Raw genomic sequence first — 13,149 nt, forward strand, 5'->3', positions numbered from 1 at the left:
TCCCTTTCCATGTCAAGGTTCCGCGTCAACGTTCCGCCCGTCATGCCCGCGTTGCCGTCGATTCGTCGTGACGGAGCATCGTCGCCGGCATCTGGTCAAAGGCGCGCTGGAGCATGACGTTCGGCACCTAAGACGCCGTATGTAACGCAAAACATCCAGTGCATGCTTAGGTTAACGATTTAATCGATCTGTCATATCCCGTTCGCGCTACATTCCCTATCGGTGTTGAGACATGTGAACGCTTATGGCCGCTGACGGGTACGCCTTGGCCGAGGGCGATCTACGCGCCGTTCTCCCCGGCAAGGCCGCGCGAGCTGCCCATACAGGCGCTGTGGGTCATGCACTTGCGAAACTCCTGCGCCATCGCGTCCCGCCGCCTTGAAGATCAATTAGCGCCGACACCGGTTGCGGGACAGGCCGAAAACCGTACAGTCCCTGTACAGGTGATTGGCCGCCACTCCGAACGACCGCTCCCCCAACGCATAGCGTCACCGGCACTCATCCGCTGCCGACTTTTAATCACCCTGGGTAGCAGTTCCAGGCTGGCCAAGATCGGTCGACGTATTCCCTTCGACGTTCTCGCATGTTACTTATGTCACGACACTGACGATATTTGACTCATGCAGAAAAGGCCGCAATCGGGTCGACGGTTCTGCGAGAAGCCGCCGTCATCGCTCGGTCGCACGGAAGAACGGACATGGCGTGGCGGACACCGAAATCCGACCCCGATCCGCGATCGTCCTCGACCAATGCCTACCAGTGCGGCTCGCCACCGGCGCCGTCCCCAGCGCCATCCCCGGCGGCGAACCGGCGGCCACCCAGCACCGCCCTTCCGCGGCGGCACACGACCGGCCTGAGACCTCCGCCAAGCCGGTGGGCGGCGCGGCCGGTTCCGGTACGGACGGCGAGCGCCACACCGCCCTCGTCGAGATCGTCATTCCGGTCTTCAACGAGGACCGGGTGCTGGCGGCCAGCATCCGGCGTCTGCATGAGTACCTGCTGGACACCTTCCCGTACAGCTTCCAGATCAGCATCGCCGACAACGGCAGCACGGACGCCACCTGGGAGATCGCCACCCGGCTGGCCGGCGAACTGGACCACGTCCGGGCCGTGCGGATCGGCCGCAAGGGGAGGGGCGGCGCGCTGCGTCAGGTGTGGAACGCCAGCGGAGCCGAGATCGTCAGCTACATGGACGTCGACCTGTCCAGCGACTTGGACGCCTTCCTGCCGCTGGTGGCGCCGCTGCTGTCCGGCCACAGTGACCTGGCGATCGGCACCCGGCACCTGCGGGGGGCGAGCGTCGCGCGCTCCATGAAACGGGCCGTCTTCTCCCGCGGCTACAACCTGCTGTTACGCACCACGCTCGGCGCCCGGTTCTCCGACGCGCAGTGCGGGTTCAAGGCGGGTCGCGCCGAGGTCGTCCGGGCGCTGATGCCGGTCGTCGAGGATGACGACTGGTTCTTCGACACGGAGCTGTTATTGGTCGCCGAACGGCATGACCTGCGCATCCACGAGGTCCCCGTGGACTTCGTCGACGACCCGGACAGCAAGGTCGATGTGCTGCGCACGGCGCTGGACGACGTGCGCGGGATGCGGCGCGTGGCACGCCGGATCATCGCCGGCGCGATCCGCGTACCGGTGCCACCGCGCGTCAAGTACGCCCGGCTGCCGAGCGGGATGGCCCGCCAGCTCGTCGGCTTCTCCGTGATCGGCGCGTTGAGCACCGTCGCCCACCTGCTGCTGTACCTGTGGCTGCGCAGCTTGATGCCGGCGCTCGTGGCCAACACCTTCGCACTGCTCCTCACCGCGATCGGCAACATCGCCGCGAACCGGCGCTTCACCTTCGGGATCCGGGGGTTCGAACGCGCGCTGCGGCACCAGCTCGAAGGCGGGGTGGCCTTCCTCGTCAGTCTCTCGGTCAGTACGGGCAGTCTCGCGCTGTTGCACGCTTTCGTCCCGCACGGATCGGCGCGTGTCGAAACGGCCGCCGTGCTGGCCGGTGACGCGCTCGCGACGCTCATCCGGTTCGTGTTGTTGCGTAGCTGGGTGTTCAACCCCAGACGCCTCCGCCGGTCCCCCCGGCCCGAGAGTGAGAAGTCGCGATGATCGTCACCGAGACCCGCCCCGAACGCCCCGTGGCGGTACGCGACCGGTTGGCCCGGATCTTCGCCGGGCCGCCCGGCGACCCCCGCTGGGCCCGTCCCGGCCTCTGGGCCGTGCTCGCCCTCGCCGCCGTGCTCTACTGCTGGGCGCTGTCGAACAACGGCGACGCCGACTACTACTACGCCGCGGCGGTGCGGAGCGGCACCGAGAGCTGGAAGGCCTTCTTCTTCGGTTCCCTGGACTCCGCGTCGTTCGTCACGGTCGACAAGCCGCCGCTGTTCCTCTGGGTGATGGAACTCTCGTGCCGCCTGTTCGGCTACGGGAGCTGGAGCATGCTGCTGCCCGGAGCGCTCGCCGGCGTGGCCTCGGTCGCCATCCTCTACACGATGGTTCGTCGCGTGTTCGGGCCGGCCGCGGGCCTGCTGGCGGCGCTCGTGCTGACGCTCACCCCGATGACGGTCGTGGTCGACCGGGTGAACCAGGCGGAGCCGGTGCTCCTCCTGCTGCTGATGCTCGCCACGTGGGCGTGTGTCGAGGCGATCCGGACCGGGCGCCGCTCGCTGCTGATGTGGTCGGCGGTGTTCGTCGGGCTGGGCTTTGACGCCAAGATGCTTCAGGCGTACCTGATCCTGCCGGCCCTGGCCGTGACCTACCTGGTCGCCGCACGGGAACCGCTGCGCCGCCGCTTCGGGCGGCTGGCCCTGGGCGGCGGGGTGCTCGTGGCGGTCAGCGCCGTGTGGCCGGTCATCGTGGAACTGTGGCCGAAGTCCGACCGGCCCTACGTCGGCAGCAGCAGCAACAACACCGAGGCCAACCTGATCTTTTGCTACAACGGCCTGCAGCATGTCCTCGGCCTGCGCTGCGGGGGCAATGTGGGTTTCGGTGGCGGTTCGGTGAGCGCGCCCAACGCCGGTTCCGCTCCCGAGTTCGGCGGCCCGCCCGGTATCGGACGCATGTTCTCCGAGCACCTGGCCGGCCAGATCACCTGGCTGCTGCCGTTCGCCGTGGTCGGCCTGGTCACCGGGCTGGTCGCCTGGTGGCGCACCCCTCGCACCGACCCGCGGCGCGCCGCGCTGCTGCTGTGGGGCTGCTGGCTGGTCGTCCACTTCGCGCTCTTCAGCTCACTCAGAGGGAACTTTCACACCTACTACACGACCCAGATGGCGCCGGCCATCGCCGCGCTCACCGCCGCCGGAGCCGTCGCCCTGACCCGCCTGACCGCCACCGGCCGGGCGTGGTTGCTCGCGGCGTCCCTGGTGGGGACGTCCGCGCTGGCATTCGTCATCCTGCGCCGGACCCCGGACTTCGTGCCCTGGCTGCGCTGGGCGATCGTCGTGCTGGCGGTGCTGACCGCGGCCGCGCTGCTGCTCCTGCGCCCGGTGCGGCCGGGCGGGGTGGCCGTCGCGGTGAGCGTCGCCGTACTGGTCACGGTGCTCGCCGGGCCTGCGGCGTACGCGGTCACACCGTTGACCGAGACCAGCTCCGGGTACGCGCCCCAGGCCGGACCGGTCGAGGTGTCGCAGACCGGGGTGCCGGCGTTCGTCCCACTGCCCAAGGGCGTCAAGCCGCCCAAGCCTCATCGTCCGGGCAAACGGTCCGACGGGCGGCCGGACAGCTCCAGCGGCCTGGGCGTGATACCCCCCGGCATGGCCCGCTACCTGGTCGCGCACCGTGATCGCGCGACCTGGCTGGCCGCGGCCAACAGTGGCCTCGTCGCCTCCACGATCATCGTGGAGACCGGCGGACGGCCGGTGATGGCGATGGGCGGCTTCGGCGGCCTGGACCCGATCCTGACCGTCGACCGGATCGCGGCCTACGTCCGCGACGGCCGACTGCACTATTTCTTCCTCGACACGAAGGGCCCCTGGGCCGGCACACCGATCGCGGGGTGGATCAGGACGAACTGTCCGCCGGTCGATCCCGGGGAGTACGGCCCGCGCCCCACCGGCCCGGTCTATCAGCAGCTGTACCGATGCGGATGAGAGAGGGGCCGGGGATGAGACCACGGGTCACCGGTTTACGGCGCGTGAGGACGGCCGTCGCGGCGGCGCTGGCGCTGGCCGGCGTGCTCGGTGTGCCGGCGGCGGCCCGCGCCGACGACGTCGCGGTGTACTCCGGGACGTTCGACGGGCTGCCGTACAAGGCCGAGGTGCCGGCGCGGTGGAACGGCACGCTGCTGCTGTACAGCAACGTCAACGACCAGCAGATCCTGCTGGCCAGCTACCCCGAGTCGGAGCAGTGGCTGCTGGACCACCATTACGCGCTCGCGGCGGCGTCGACGACGGACGTCCGGGCCACGCTCCAGGGGCAGCGGTCCATGCTCGACTGGTTCGACTCCCACATCGGCAAGCCGCGCCGCACCATCTCCTGGGGGCAGTCACTGGGCGGCGTCTCCGCCGTCCTGCTGGCCGAGCGGCAGCCATGGCGTTTCGACGGCGTCGGCACCCTCTGCGCGCCGCTCGGCGGGCTGATCAGCACCTGGAACAGCTTCCTCGACCTGAACTTCGCCACCAAGACCCTGCTCGCACCGGACAGCGACTGGCGGCTCGTGCACGTCACCGACCCGGACGGGGACACCGCCGAGCAGCAGCGGATCGTGCAGACCGCGCAGCAGACCCCGCAGGGACGGGCGCGGCTCGCGCTGGCCAACGCGGTGGCCGGGGCGCCGGCGTGGTTCAGCCCTCTGCACCCCCACCCGACCGACCTGGCAGAGGAGATCAACCAGCTCGCGCACTTCGACACGTCGATGTTCCCGATCAGCGGCGGCAGCCTGCGGCAGACGTACGAGCAGACCGCCGGCGGCAACGCGTCCTGGAACACGGGCGTCGACTATGGCCACCTGCTCACCATGTCGACCGAGCGAGACCTGGTGGTCAAGGCGTACCGGGCGGCCGGGCTGAGCCTGGCGAAGGACCTGCGGACGCTGGCCCGTACGCCTCGGATCGCCGCCGACCCCGGCGCGGTGGCCTATCAGTACCGCTACGGCACCCCGCAGGGACACACGTCCTGGCCGGTCGTGACGCTGCATACGACCGGTGACGGGGCCTCGCAGGTCGAGCACGAGCGGGAGTACGCCGACCAGGTCCGGCGCAACGGCGACCCGGCCGAGCTGCGGGAGCTGTTCGTCGATCGCGGCTGGCACTGCACCTACACCGCCTCCGAGGAGCTGGTCGCGCTGCAGGCCCTCCTGCACCGGGTCGACACCGGTCAATGGGGCGACCTGAGACCGGCCACGCTCAACACGGCCGCGGGCCGCCTCCCGGCCGCGTACCAGCAGGTGCTGAGCTGGTACGACGGCGCCTGGGGGCAGGTCACACCCAACTTCATCCATTACCGGCCCGCCCCGCTACCGCGCGCCTTCCCCTGAGGCGCGCCCCAGCGGGTGAGGGCCGTGTCGAGTGTTTCGAAGCCGTCGTCGACCCAGCCGACGTAGCCGTCCGGGCGGACCAGGAGTGTGTCCACGTCGATGTCGCCGCGGGGGTGCTGCACGCCGCCGTGGCGGGGGACGTCACCCAGCTCCAGGACGACGGGGCGGCCGGAGTGGAGGACGGAGGAGTCGAGATGGGGCATGCGGTGGCCGACCAGCGGGTGTTCGCCGGGGAGGTCGTAGTGGATGTCGAGACCGGAGATCAGGCCGGCGAGGTGGCGGTTGGCCTCGGGTATCCGCAGGAGGTCGCTCAGTATGTCGCGTAGAGCGGCGATGTCGTCGTCGGGGATCAGCAGGACGCCCTGCGCGCGTGTGTTGGCCAGAACGGCGGCGCCGGCCGGGTGGCGTTCGTCGTGGTAGGTGTCCAGCACCGTGGTGTTGCCGTGTAGTGCCGCTGCCAGTTTCCAGCCCAGGTTGAACGCGTCCTGGAGACCGAGGTTGAGGCCCTGTCCGCCGGTGGGGGTGTGAATGTGGGCGGCGTCGCCCGCGAACAGCACCCGGCCGTACCGGTATCGCTCGACCTGGCGGGACGCGTCAGTGAAGCGTGAGGCCCACCGGATCTCGCGGACGTCCGGGACGGCGTGGCGGACCTCGTCGAGGGTGATCGGTGCGTCACGATCGATGGTCTGCTGCTCGGGGCCGGCGATCAGCGCCCGGTACACCCCGTTCTGCAGTGGCAGGACGTCGACCATGCCGCCGCCTCCCGGCCGGTCGAACGACGGCAGTCGCCACTCGCTGGAGCGCTCCTGGGTGAGGGTGACGTCGGCGACCAGCGCTGACATGCGCCCGTCACGGCCGGGGAAGGGCACTTCCAGCAGCTTGCGGATGGTGCTGCGCCCGCCGTCGCAGGCCACCAGGTAGCGGCCGTGAAACGTCTGTCCTGCCTTGAGCGTGACGCCCTGCTCGTCTTGCTCGACGTCGGTGACCTCGTGTCCGCGCAGGACCGGGACGCCGCGTTCGGTGAGACGGTCTTCGAGGTAGTTCTCGATCCGTGCCTGCGGGATGCCGATCTGACGTTCGTTCCATGGGGTGTAGTCGAGCGGGATGCCGGCGAAATGCCCGGCGGGGATCGTGTCCACCGCTTGTTCGAGGAGCGGGTTCAACATTCCGCGCAGGTCGAGAATCTGTGCGGAGCGTGGCTGAAGGTTGAGGGCCTTGGACTGTCCGGTGCGTTCGGGCAGCCTGTCCAGCACTACGGTGCTCACGCCGGCGAGGGCGAGCTCGTTCGCGAGCATCAGGCCGGTCGGCCCCGCGCCCACCACGATCACGTCGGCGATCATGCGCGCAGGTCCTTACGCTTGGTGTAGACGAAGTGGAACGTCGCGAGCGGTGCGGCGATCACCGGCCAGATGATGTTGAGTACGAGCGGTGCGACGTCCAGCGGCAGGACGAAGGCGCCGATCACATGCAGCACCGCGTTCAGCACGGTGGCCACACCCCAAACGACCGTCAGTGTCCGCAGCCCGTGCCGGAACTCCGCGTCGTTGTCCCAGCGGCTCTCCCACTGGCGCAGCCCCTCCGGCCCGACCTTGGTCAGGACGAACGACCGGAACACCACCATCAGTGCGGGCCGCCCGTACACCACCGAGGCCAGCATCCACAGTCCGGCCATGCCGACGAGCATCCAGATCCAGGAGTCGCGGATCAGCAGCGCGCGAGGATCGCCGGTCAGCAGTGACAGCACGATGCCGAACACCATGAGCGCCAGAACGAAGAGTGCGGCGTAGTCGACCACCCGCCTCCTGGCGAACCGGGCGGCCACCACCACGATGGGCACGATCGAGGAGGCGATCAGCGCCTGCCACAGGCTCGCACCCACCGCGCGCAGCCCGTACAGCACGACCAGCGGCACGATCAGGTCGATCGCGATGGGGATCAGGGGCGCCAGCCGTCCGGGGGTCTTCTGCTGACCGGAGTGCTTCGGCTGACCGGGGGTGTCGGGACGCTCGGTGAGTTCTGAGGACATCATGACTGGTCCTTACGGGTTGCGTGATCGAAGAGGGCTACGAGTTCGCGGGCATAGGCGGTGTGGTCGACGTCCGGCATGATCGCCACGGCATCGATCGCCGCGCGCAGGCTGACGGCCATCACATGCGGGTCGAATGCGCGGAACGCGCCCTCGGCCTGGCCCGCACGGAAGAATTCCTCCGCCACCGTCGACCAGGTGTCCGAGACCGTCGTCTCGGCGCCTCCGCGCGTTCCGGCGATGATCTCGACCAGAGCGCGGATGTGCGCGGGGTGGTCGCGCATGAACTCCAGGTTCGACTCGATGTATGAGGCGAGGGTGTCCCGCCGGGTGGTCGCGGCTTCCATGCGGGGGCGCATGAACGCGGCCGCGTCGCTCAGGGCGCTGTCGACCACCGCCTGGATCAGTTCGCTCTTGCCCTTGAAGTGGTACGAGATCAGCCGGGTGCTGCTCAGTCCGGCGTGTTCGGCGATCCGCCCGAACGACGCCTGGCCGTACCCCTTTGCCGCGATGACCTCGATGGCCGCGGCCATGATCTGTTCCCTCCGCGCAGTGGCGGTCGGGGAAAGCTCTCGATTAGTTACTTGCATGAGTAAGAGATTACTCATGCAAGTAAAAATGTCAAACCCGAACGTCCCGGCAACGGCATCCCCGACCGGCGCCGTCGCGCCAGTGTGCGTTCACACCCCCCGGTGGGGCGTGGTTGGAACGTTCCATCTTCTGACTCTGCCTCCCTGTCGTTTGTGAGGTCAACGGCGGGGAAGGGCAGCACGACAGCCCAGGTGAAGGGGGTCCTCGTGGATGCGATCACGCTGTTGAAGGACGACCACAAGACGGTCGAGAAGCTCTTCAAGAAGTTCGAGGAGGCCGGTGACGGAGCGAAGAAGACCAAGCAGAAGCTGGTCGAACAGATCACCGCCGAGCTCACCAAGCACACCTACATCGAAGAGACGATCTTCTATCCGGCCGCGCGGAAGGTCGTCCCGGCAACCGAGGACCATGTGCTGGAGAGCGTCGAGGAGCATCACATCGTGGTGTGGCTGCTGTCCGAGCTCGCCAAGCTCGACCCGTCGGACGAGACCTACGACGCCAAGGTGACCGTGCTCATCGAAAACGTCCGCCACCACGTCGAGGAAGAGGAGCAGGACTGGTTTCCCGAAGTCCGCAAGGGCATGGGCCGAAAGACGCTTCAGGAGCTCGGCGAGCAGATGACCACTGCCAAGGCCGACGCCCCCACCGACCCGCTGAAAATCCCCAGCGCCAAGGCCTGATCGCTACAGCAGGCACAGACACCCGCTCATGCAGCGGCTCCGGCCGGTGAAAGGGATGTCCATGATGAAACGGCCGCGAACGCGACTGCGATGAAGTCGCGGTACCACAGCCATACCCGGTCGACCTCGGTGGGCGACTATCCCGCTCCTGCATCGCCAGACCAAGCCCCGAGGCAACCTAGGGACTTGCTCGGTGTTCCTGATGGGCGCGGTCGCCCACCGCACAAAAGCGTAGAGGCCCTGCCCCTCCGAAGGAGGGGCAGGGCCTCAGGCGTCTATGGCGATATTCAGGCTCTGACCGAGACGGGCCGCGCGCCCGACCTCGGGTATCCCGTCATCGGCCAGCCACGTTTGGTGGATGTGCCGCCCTTCGTGGAACGTGTAGCCGGGCAGGATCGGCGGGACATCCATCGGAACGGGCCGTCCGAGGTCGACGGCGGGCAAGGCCGGCCGGCATGCGAGCAGTGGACGAGTGCCGTGCCGGCCAGGGCGGATCAGCGCTCGCGGGTGGCCGCGAGGATGCCGTCCCACAGTTTGAGCCGCGCGGCGAAGGCGAGGTTGATGGTGTCCTCGCACTCCGCCCACTTGGCGTCGTCGTCGCACAGGTCGACGAGCATCTGCATCGCCATGGGCGTGTGTTCCTCGCTGTCCACCTGGATGTGCCGCCTCAGGTAGTCGACGAATGTCGTCAGGTCGCCCGAGCCTGCGTTCAGGGCCGACACCTGGTCGAACATGTCGGGGATCAGGTCCTCGCGGCCGAACGCGAATGCCGCGGCCTGGCAGTGCACCGGCGCGTCGGAGATGAAGTTCCAGGTCACCGCGACGAACTCGGCTGACGGAGCCGGCACCTCGGCCTCGCGCAGCGAAGCGAGTACGGGCTTGCCGGCACGCAGCAGGTCGATGAACGCGTCCACCCGGGTCGTGTCGGCGCCCGCCTGCCGCATTCCGTCCAGGTACAGCTCGAAGTGGCTGATGAAGCCGCCGTCCAGCTCGTCGCTCTCCTCGACCAGCGTGATGTCGTTGATGAGCCGCCGGCTGACCATCCCACCGGTCGGCACCCACGGCACCTCGACGCAGGTCAGGTTGCGCTGCAGGGACTTCAGCAGGGACATGAAGTCCCAGACCGCGTACACGTGGTGCTCCATGAACGTCACCACTGTGTCCTTGGTCTTCAGCCCCCCGTACAGCGGGTGGCTGACCACCTTCTGGCGGGCCGGCTCGACCGCGGCCTTGAGCTTCTCGATGGCGGGATTCGTGTCATCCCAGTCATAGCGCGACATACTGATCGTCCCTTTCCTGGAGCAGATGGATCACCTGGGGGTTTCCCTCAGGAGCGTGGACACCGGCGGTTATGCAGCGGGCAGCACTTCATCGGTCTGCTGCTCGTGGTTGGTATGCATGACGAGGCGCACGTTCCGGCCGGCTCAGTACCGCGAGTTCCCTATGCAGTGCAACAAACAATGACCGCAAATGCTGAGCCGGGTATTCGCAGCGACCGGCGGTGACCGGTCGACCCCGATGCCGGACCATCAGCGGTTACAAGAAGTGTGGGAACATGAGCGCCGAGCACAGGGCCAGATCCCCCGCTGCCACATCCGGCCTAAGGCGCAACCCCGAAGGTCAAGGCGAAGGTGAAGATCCTCTTCACTCAGGCGAGCCAGTCTGCTGCCGCGCCGAATTCTGCGGCATGAGCTCCATAATCTCTCCGAGGTCATATTCCGCGCGCCCGGGGGTACCATAGCGAGTAAGCTTGCCGCGACTCGCCCACTTCCTAATGGTCGCCACGGATACGCCGGCGGCAAGCGCCGCGAGCTCGGTCGGCACCGTGGTGTGGCCACTGGATCTCGCCGCACCAAATGGTTCGCCATGCGAGCGCATCACAATGCACGCAGGTCAAGTTGGCGGCTGAGGTTCAGCCACTCCCGTGGCTGCCAGGTATGTCCGGCGCCACAGGTGACCTGGGGTGGCAAATAGTGTTGGGCGACGTTGATGCTGGCGCGAACAATCTGGCCGCATCCCTCCCTGGGACAGGGAGCAAGCTCGATCGTCCGCACCTGTACCGGATTGAGCACTCTCTTGACCGACCGGACGAGGCCGGCGATCTCTTCGACCAAGACGGGGGCAACGGCGTGAGTCGCCAGCCAGTCCGACCAAGTCTTGATGAACGAAGCGAGTCTGCGGACGTCACGGCTACCGGGGCCGGCCACCCCGCGCTCCTCCACGATCATGTCGCACCAAGAGGAGAGTACGCAGATCACGTTTTCGCGCACGGCCACGGTCTTGTCGTTAAGAGAGATCCCCGTCGGTCGGCGACCGCCTATCACCCTGATCGGATCCTGGCGGTGTACCTCCAGCTCAGCCTCACAAGCCTGATACATCTCAGGAAGTGTGGTGAGGTGCGTGGCTAAAGAGTTCCGGCATGACACGCACAGCCTCAGACCGCGAAATATCTCGCCTCTCGTTAGGGGAGCGGCACAGCTTGAGACGCCACACTCCTGTTGCTTCACTGAAATCACCTCGCCCGTTCTCAAGTCGTTCACGTCTTGAATTAGCCAGGGCACAGCGAATCGACCGCGCCAGCCGATGGCCGGCCGTTGGGTGGGAAGTTGTTGCCCCGTGATCAGGCGGCCTTCGGAGGCGATCTGGAAAGCGTTGAGAGATGCTTTCCAGCGCGTGGTCCACCTCTTGCGATACTTGCCCCGTCGAACGATTGACCATATTCGCGGTACTATCACCTGCTCAGGTCGGGCCATGCCGGGTCGAGATGATCAGCTACTTCTCGCACGAGCATAGATATCCTCCTATTTGACGTCAATAGGCATCTGCGCGGACCGCCAGCGGATTAACAAGCCTTTAACGCTAACATCGGTTGCTCTGTGTGATCCCCATATGGCGTGGCCGTTCTCGTGCGTGATGGAGCAATATAAGAACGGCGGTGATGGTCCCAGCATGCTGGGATCGGGGCCAACCCGGCGCAGATCCTTGAACCACGCGATGAGCAGGGCGTTAACACGTTCGCGTTACTCGATCTGGCCACTGTTGCCTCATCTAAGTCGGAAAGTAAATACTCAGCTGAGCGTATGCCGGCGAACCTCGTCCCATGTTGGCGCATGGAGTCGGACGGCTGCGGTGAGTGTGACAATGTGGCCAAGGACTTCGAGCCGATCAGAGAAGGCAGCGGGCCTTTCCTCTACGCATCTCGACGCATCTGCAATACGCATCTCGACGCATCTCTGTACGCGTCTCGACGCACCCCCGAACCGGACACTCGGGCTGAGACCACTATTAAGCCGGATCCTTGGGGGCAATGACCGGGAAACCGGAGGAGCTTTGACTCGCCGGAGGGGCTTTAATTAGCGGGACCACCATCCGCCGGCCGCCTCGCCACGGGGAGCTCGACTGGGAGCACGCTACCCGTCGTGGCGCCAAGGCTTCGAGGACGAACCCGCATGACCCAGGACGAGGAGTTCGAGCAACTGCGGCCGCTGTTGTTCTCGATCGCCTACCGGCTCGTCGGGAGCGTGGGCGAGGCCGAGGACGCGGTTCAGGAGACCTGGCTGCGCTACGCGGGTTCCGCCACACAGCCGAGGTCGACCAAGGCCTTCCTCTCGGCCACGGTCACCCGGGTCTCGATCGACGTGCTGCGCTCGGCCCGCTTCCAGCGAGAGGAGTACATCGGGCCCTGGTTTCCCGAGCCGCTGCTCACCGACCCCTACGAGAATCCCGAGCGCGCGGCGGAGCTGGCCGACTCGGTATCGATGGCGGCCTTACTGCTGCTCGAGCGGCTGACCCCACTCGAGCGCGCGGTCTTCGTGCTACGGGAAGTGTTCGGGTTCAGCTTTCCGGAGATCGCCTCGGCGGTGGAGCGATCCGAGGCGGCGTGCCGCCAGCTCGCGGTGCGGGCCCGCCGCCACGTGGACGCGGGGTCTCCCCGGTTCGAGGCGGATCGCAGGGCGCGGGAGAAGCTTGCGGCCAAGTTCTACGGCGCGCTACGGGAAGGCGATGTCGACGGTCTGCAGGAGCTGCTCGCCGCCGACATTCAGCTGGTCGGGGACAGCGGCGGCAAGTCCCCGGCACTGTCCAGTAGCCTCACGGGCCACGAGAAGGTGGCCCGCACGCTGGCCTCGTTCTTCGCCCGGCTCGTTCAGATCGACGTGGTGCTGGAGCCACGCGAAGTGAACGGCCAGCCGGGAGCGATACTCCACGACCGGGACGACAAGGTGCTCGTCGCCCTGACGCTCGAAATCCTCGACAGGAAGATCCAGACGATCCGCTCGGTCAGCAACCCCGACAAGCTCGGGCACCTGGGCCCGGTGGCCGACGCCTGGGCGATCGCCCGTGAGGTGGCTCAGGTCCGTCGGCCGGCGAACTGATCGCCCTGT

Annotated in this window: 11 protein-coding genes; 5 read left to right on the top strand and 6 right to left on the bottom strand. The window is 67.2% G+C overall.

Annotated elements, in window-relative coordinates; all coding sequences use genetic code 11:
- Positions 1-702 precede the first annotated feature (702 nt).
- Genes FB559_RS12830 through FB559_RS12840 form a run of 3 tightly spaced genes read left to right on the top strand, consistent with a single transcriptional unit; the run spans position 703 to position 5,470 of the window.
- The gene (locus tag FB559_RS12830) at positions 703-2,106 is read left to right on the top strand and encodes a bifunctional glycosyltransferase family 2/GtrA family protein (protein WP_342780930.1); all 1,404 of its coding nucleotides are present in this window, start codon (positions 703-705) and stop codon (positions 2,104-2,106) included.
- The gene (locus FB559_RS12835; RefSeq protein WP_141955818.1) at positions 2,103-4,085 is read left to right on the top strand and encodes an ArnT family glycosyltransferase; all 1,983 of its coding nucleotides are present in this window, start codon (positions 2,103-2,105) and stop codon (positions 4,083-4,085) included. Before FB559_RS12830 ends, FB559_RS12835 begins: the two co-directional genes overlap by 4 nt.
- A gap of 44 nt (positions 4,086-4,129) precedes the next feature.
- Positions 4,130-5,470, top strand: a complete 1,341-nt coding sequence (locus FB559_RS12840) for a hypothetical protein (protein ID WP_141955819.1) — start codon at positions 4,130-4,132, stop codon at positions 5,468-5,470.
- Here FB559_RS12840 and FB559_RS12845 read toward each other — a convergent pair.
- Genes FB559_RS12845 through FB559_RS12855 form a run of 3 tightly spaced genes read right to left on the bottom strand, consistent with a single transcriptional unit; the run spans position 5,434 to position 8,104 of the window.
- Positions 5,434-6,810, bottom strand: a complete 1,377-nt coding sequence (locus FB559_RS12845; RefSeq protein ID WP_141955820.1) for an FAD-dependent monooxygenase — start codon at positions 6,808-6,810, stop codon at positions 5,434-5,436. The genes FB559_RS12840 and FB559_RS12845 overlap by 37 nt on opposite strands.
- Positions 6,807-7,499, bottom strand: a complete 693-nt coding sequence (locus tag FB559_RS12850; RefSeq protein WP_141955821.1) for a VC0807 family protein — start codon at positions 7,497-7,499, stop codon at positions 6,807-6,809. Before FB559_RS12850 ends, FB559_RS12845 begins: the two co-directional genes overlap by 4 nt.
- Positions 7,496-8,104 (bottom strand): TetR/AcrR family transcriptional regulator, encoded by a 609-nt coding sequence (locus FB559_RS12855; RefSeq protein ID WP_141955822.1) that lies wholly within the window; start codon positions 8,102-8,104, stop codon positions 7,496-7,498. Before FB559_RS12855 ends, FB559_RS12850 begins: the two co-directional genes overlap by 4 nt.
- 189 nt (positions 8,105-8,293) lie before the next feature.
- On the opposite strand from FB559_RS12855, the gene FB559_RS12860 reads away from it, so the two are divergent.
- A complete protein-coding gene (locus tag FB559_RS12860; protein WP_141955823.1) occupies positions 8,294-8,767 on the top strand; it encodes a hemerythrin domain-containing protein in 474 nt (157 codons plus the stop codon).
- A gap of 267 nt (positions 8,768-9,034) precedes the next feature.
- Here FB559_RS12860 and FB559_RS44610 read toward each other — a convergent pair whose 3' ends face one another.
- The 3 genes from FB559_RS44610 to FB559_RS12880 all read right to left on the bottom strand — a co-directional run bounded on the left by FB559_RS44610 (position 9,035) and on the right by FB559_RS12880 (position 11,043).
- A complete protein-coding gene (locus FB559_RS44610) occupies positions 9,035-9,211 on the bottom strand; it encodes a site-specific integrase (RefSeq protein ID WP_221640558.1) in 177 nt (58 codons plus the stop codon).
- 50 nt (positions 9,212-9,261) lie between these two features.
- Complete coding sequence (locus FB559_RS12870; RefSeq protein WP_141955824.1) at positions 9,262-10,047, bottom strand: DUF3050 domain-containing protein; 786 nt, start codon at positions 10,045-10,047, stop codon at positions 9,262-9,264.
- Positions 10,048-10,644: 597 nt separating this feature from the next.
- Complete coding sequence (locus tag FB559_RS12880) at positions 10,645-11,043, bottom strand: hypothetical protein (protein ID WP_141955826.1); 399 nt, start codon at positions 11,041-11,043, stop codon at positions 10,645-10,647.
- A 1,173-nt stretch (positions 11,044-12,216) separates the two neighbouring features.
- On the opposite strand from FB559_RS12880, the gene FB559_RS12885 reads away from it, so the two are divergent.
- Complete coding sequence (locus tag FB559_RS12885; protein WP_141955827.1) at positions 12,217-13,140, top strand: RNA polymerase sigma-70 factor; 924 nt, start codon at positions 12,217-12,219, stop codon at positions 13,138-13,140.
- Positions 13,141-13,149 lie beyond the last annotated feature (9 nt).

Source organism: Actinoallomurus bryophytorum (genome assembly GCF_006716425.1).
In the GTDB taxonomy this organism is placed as follows: domain Bacteria; phylum Actinomycetota; class Actinomycetes; order Streptosporangiales; family Streptosporangiaceae; genus Actinoallomurus; species Actinoallomurus bryophytorum.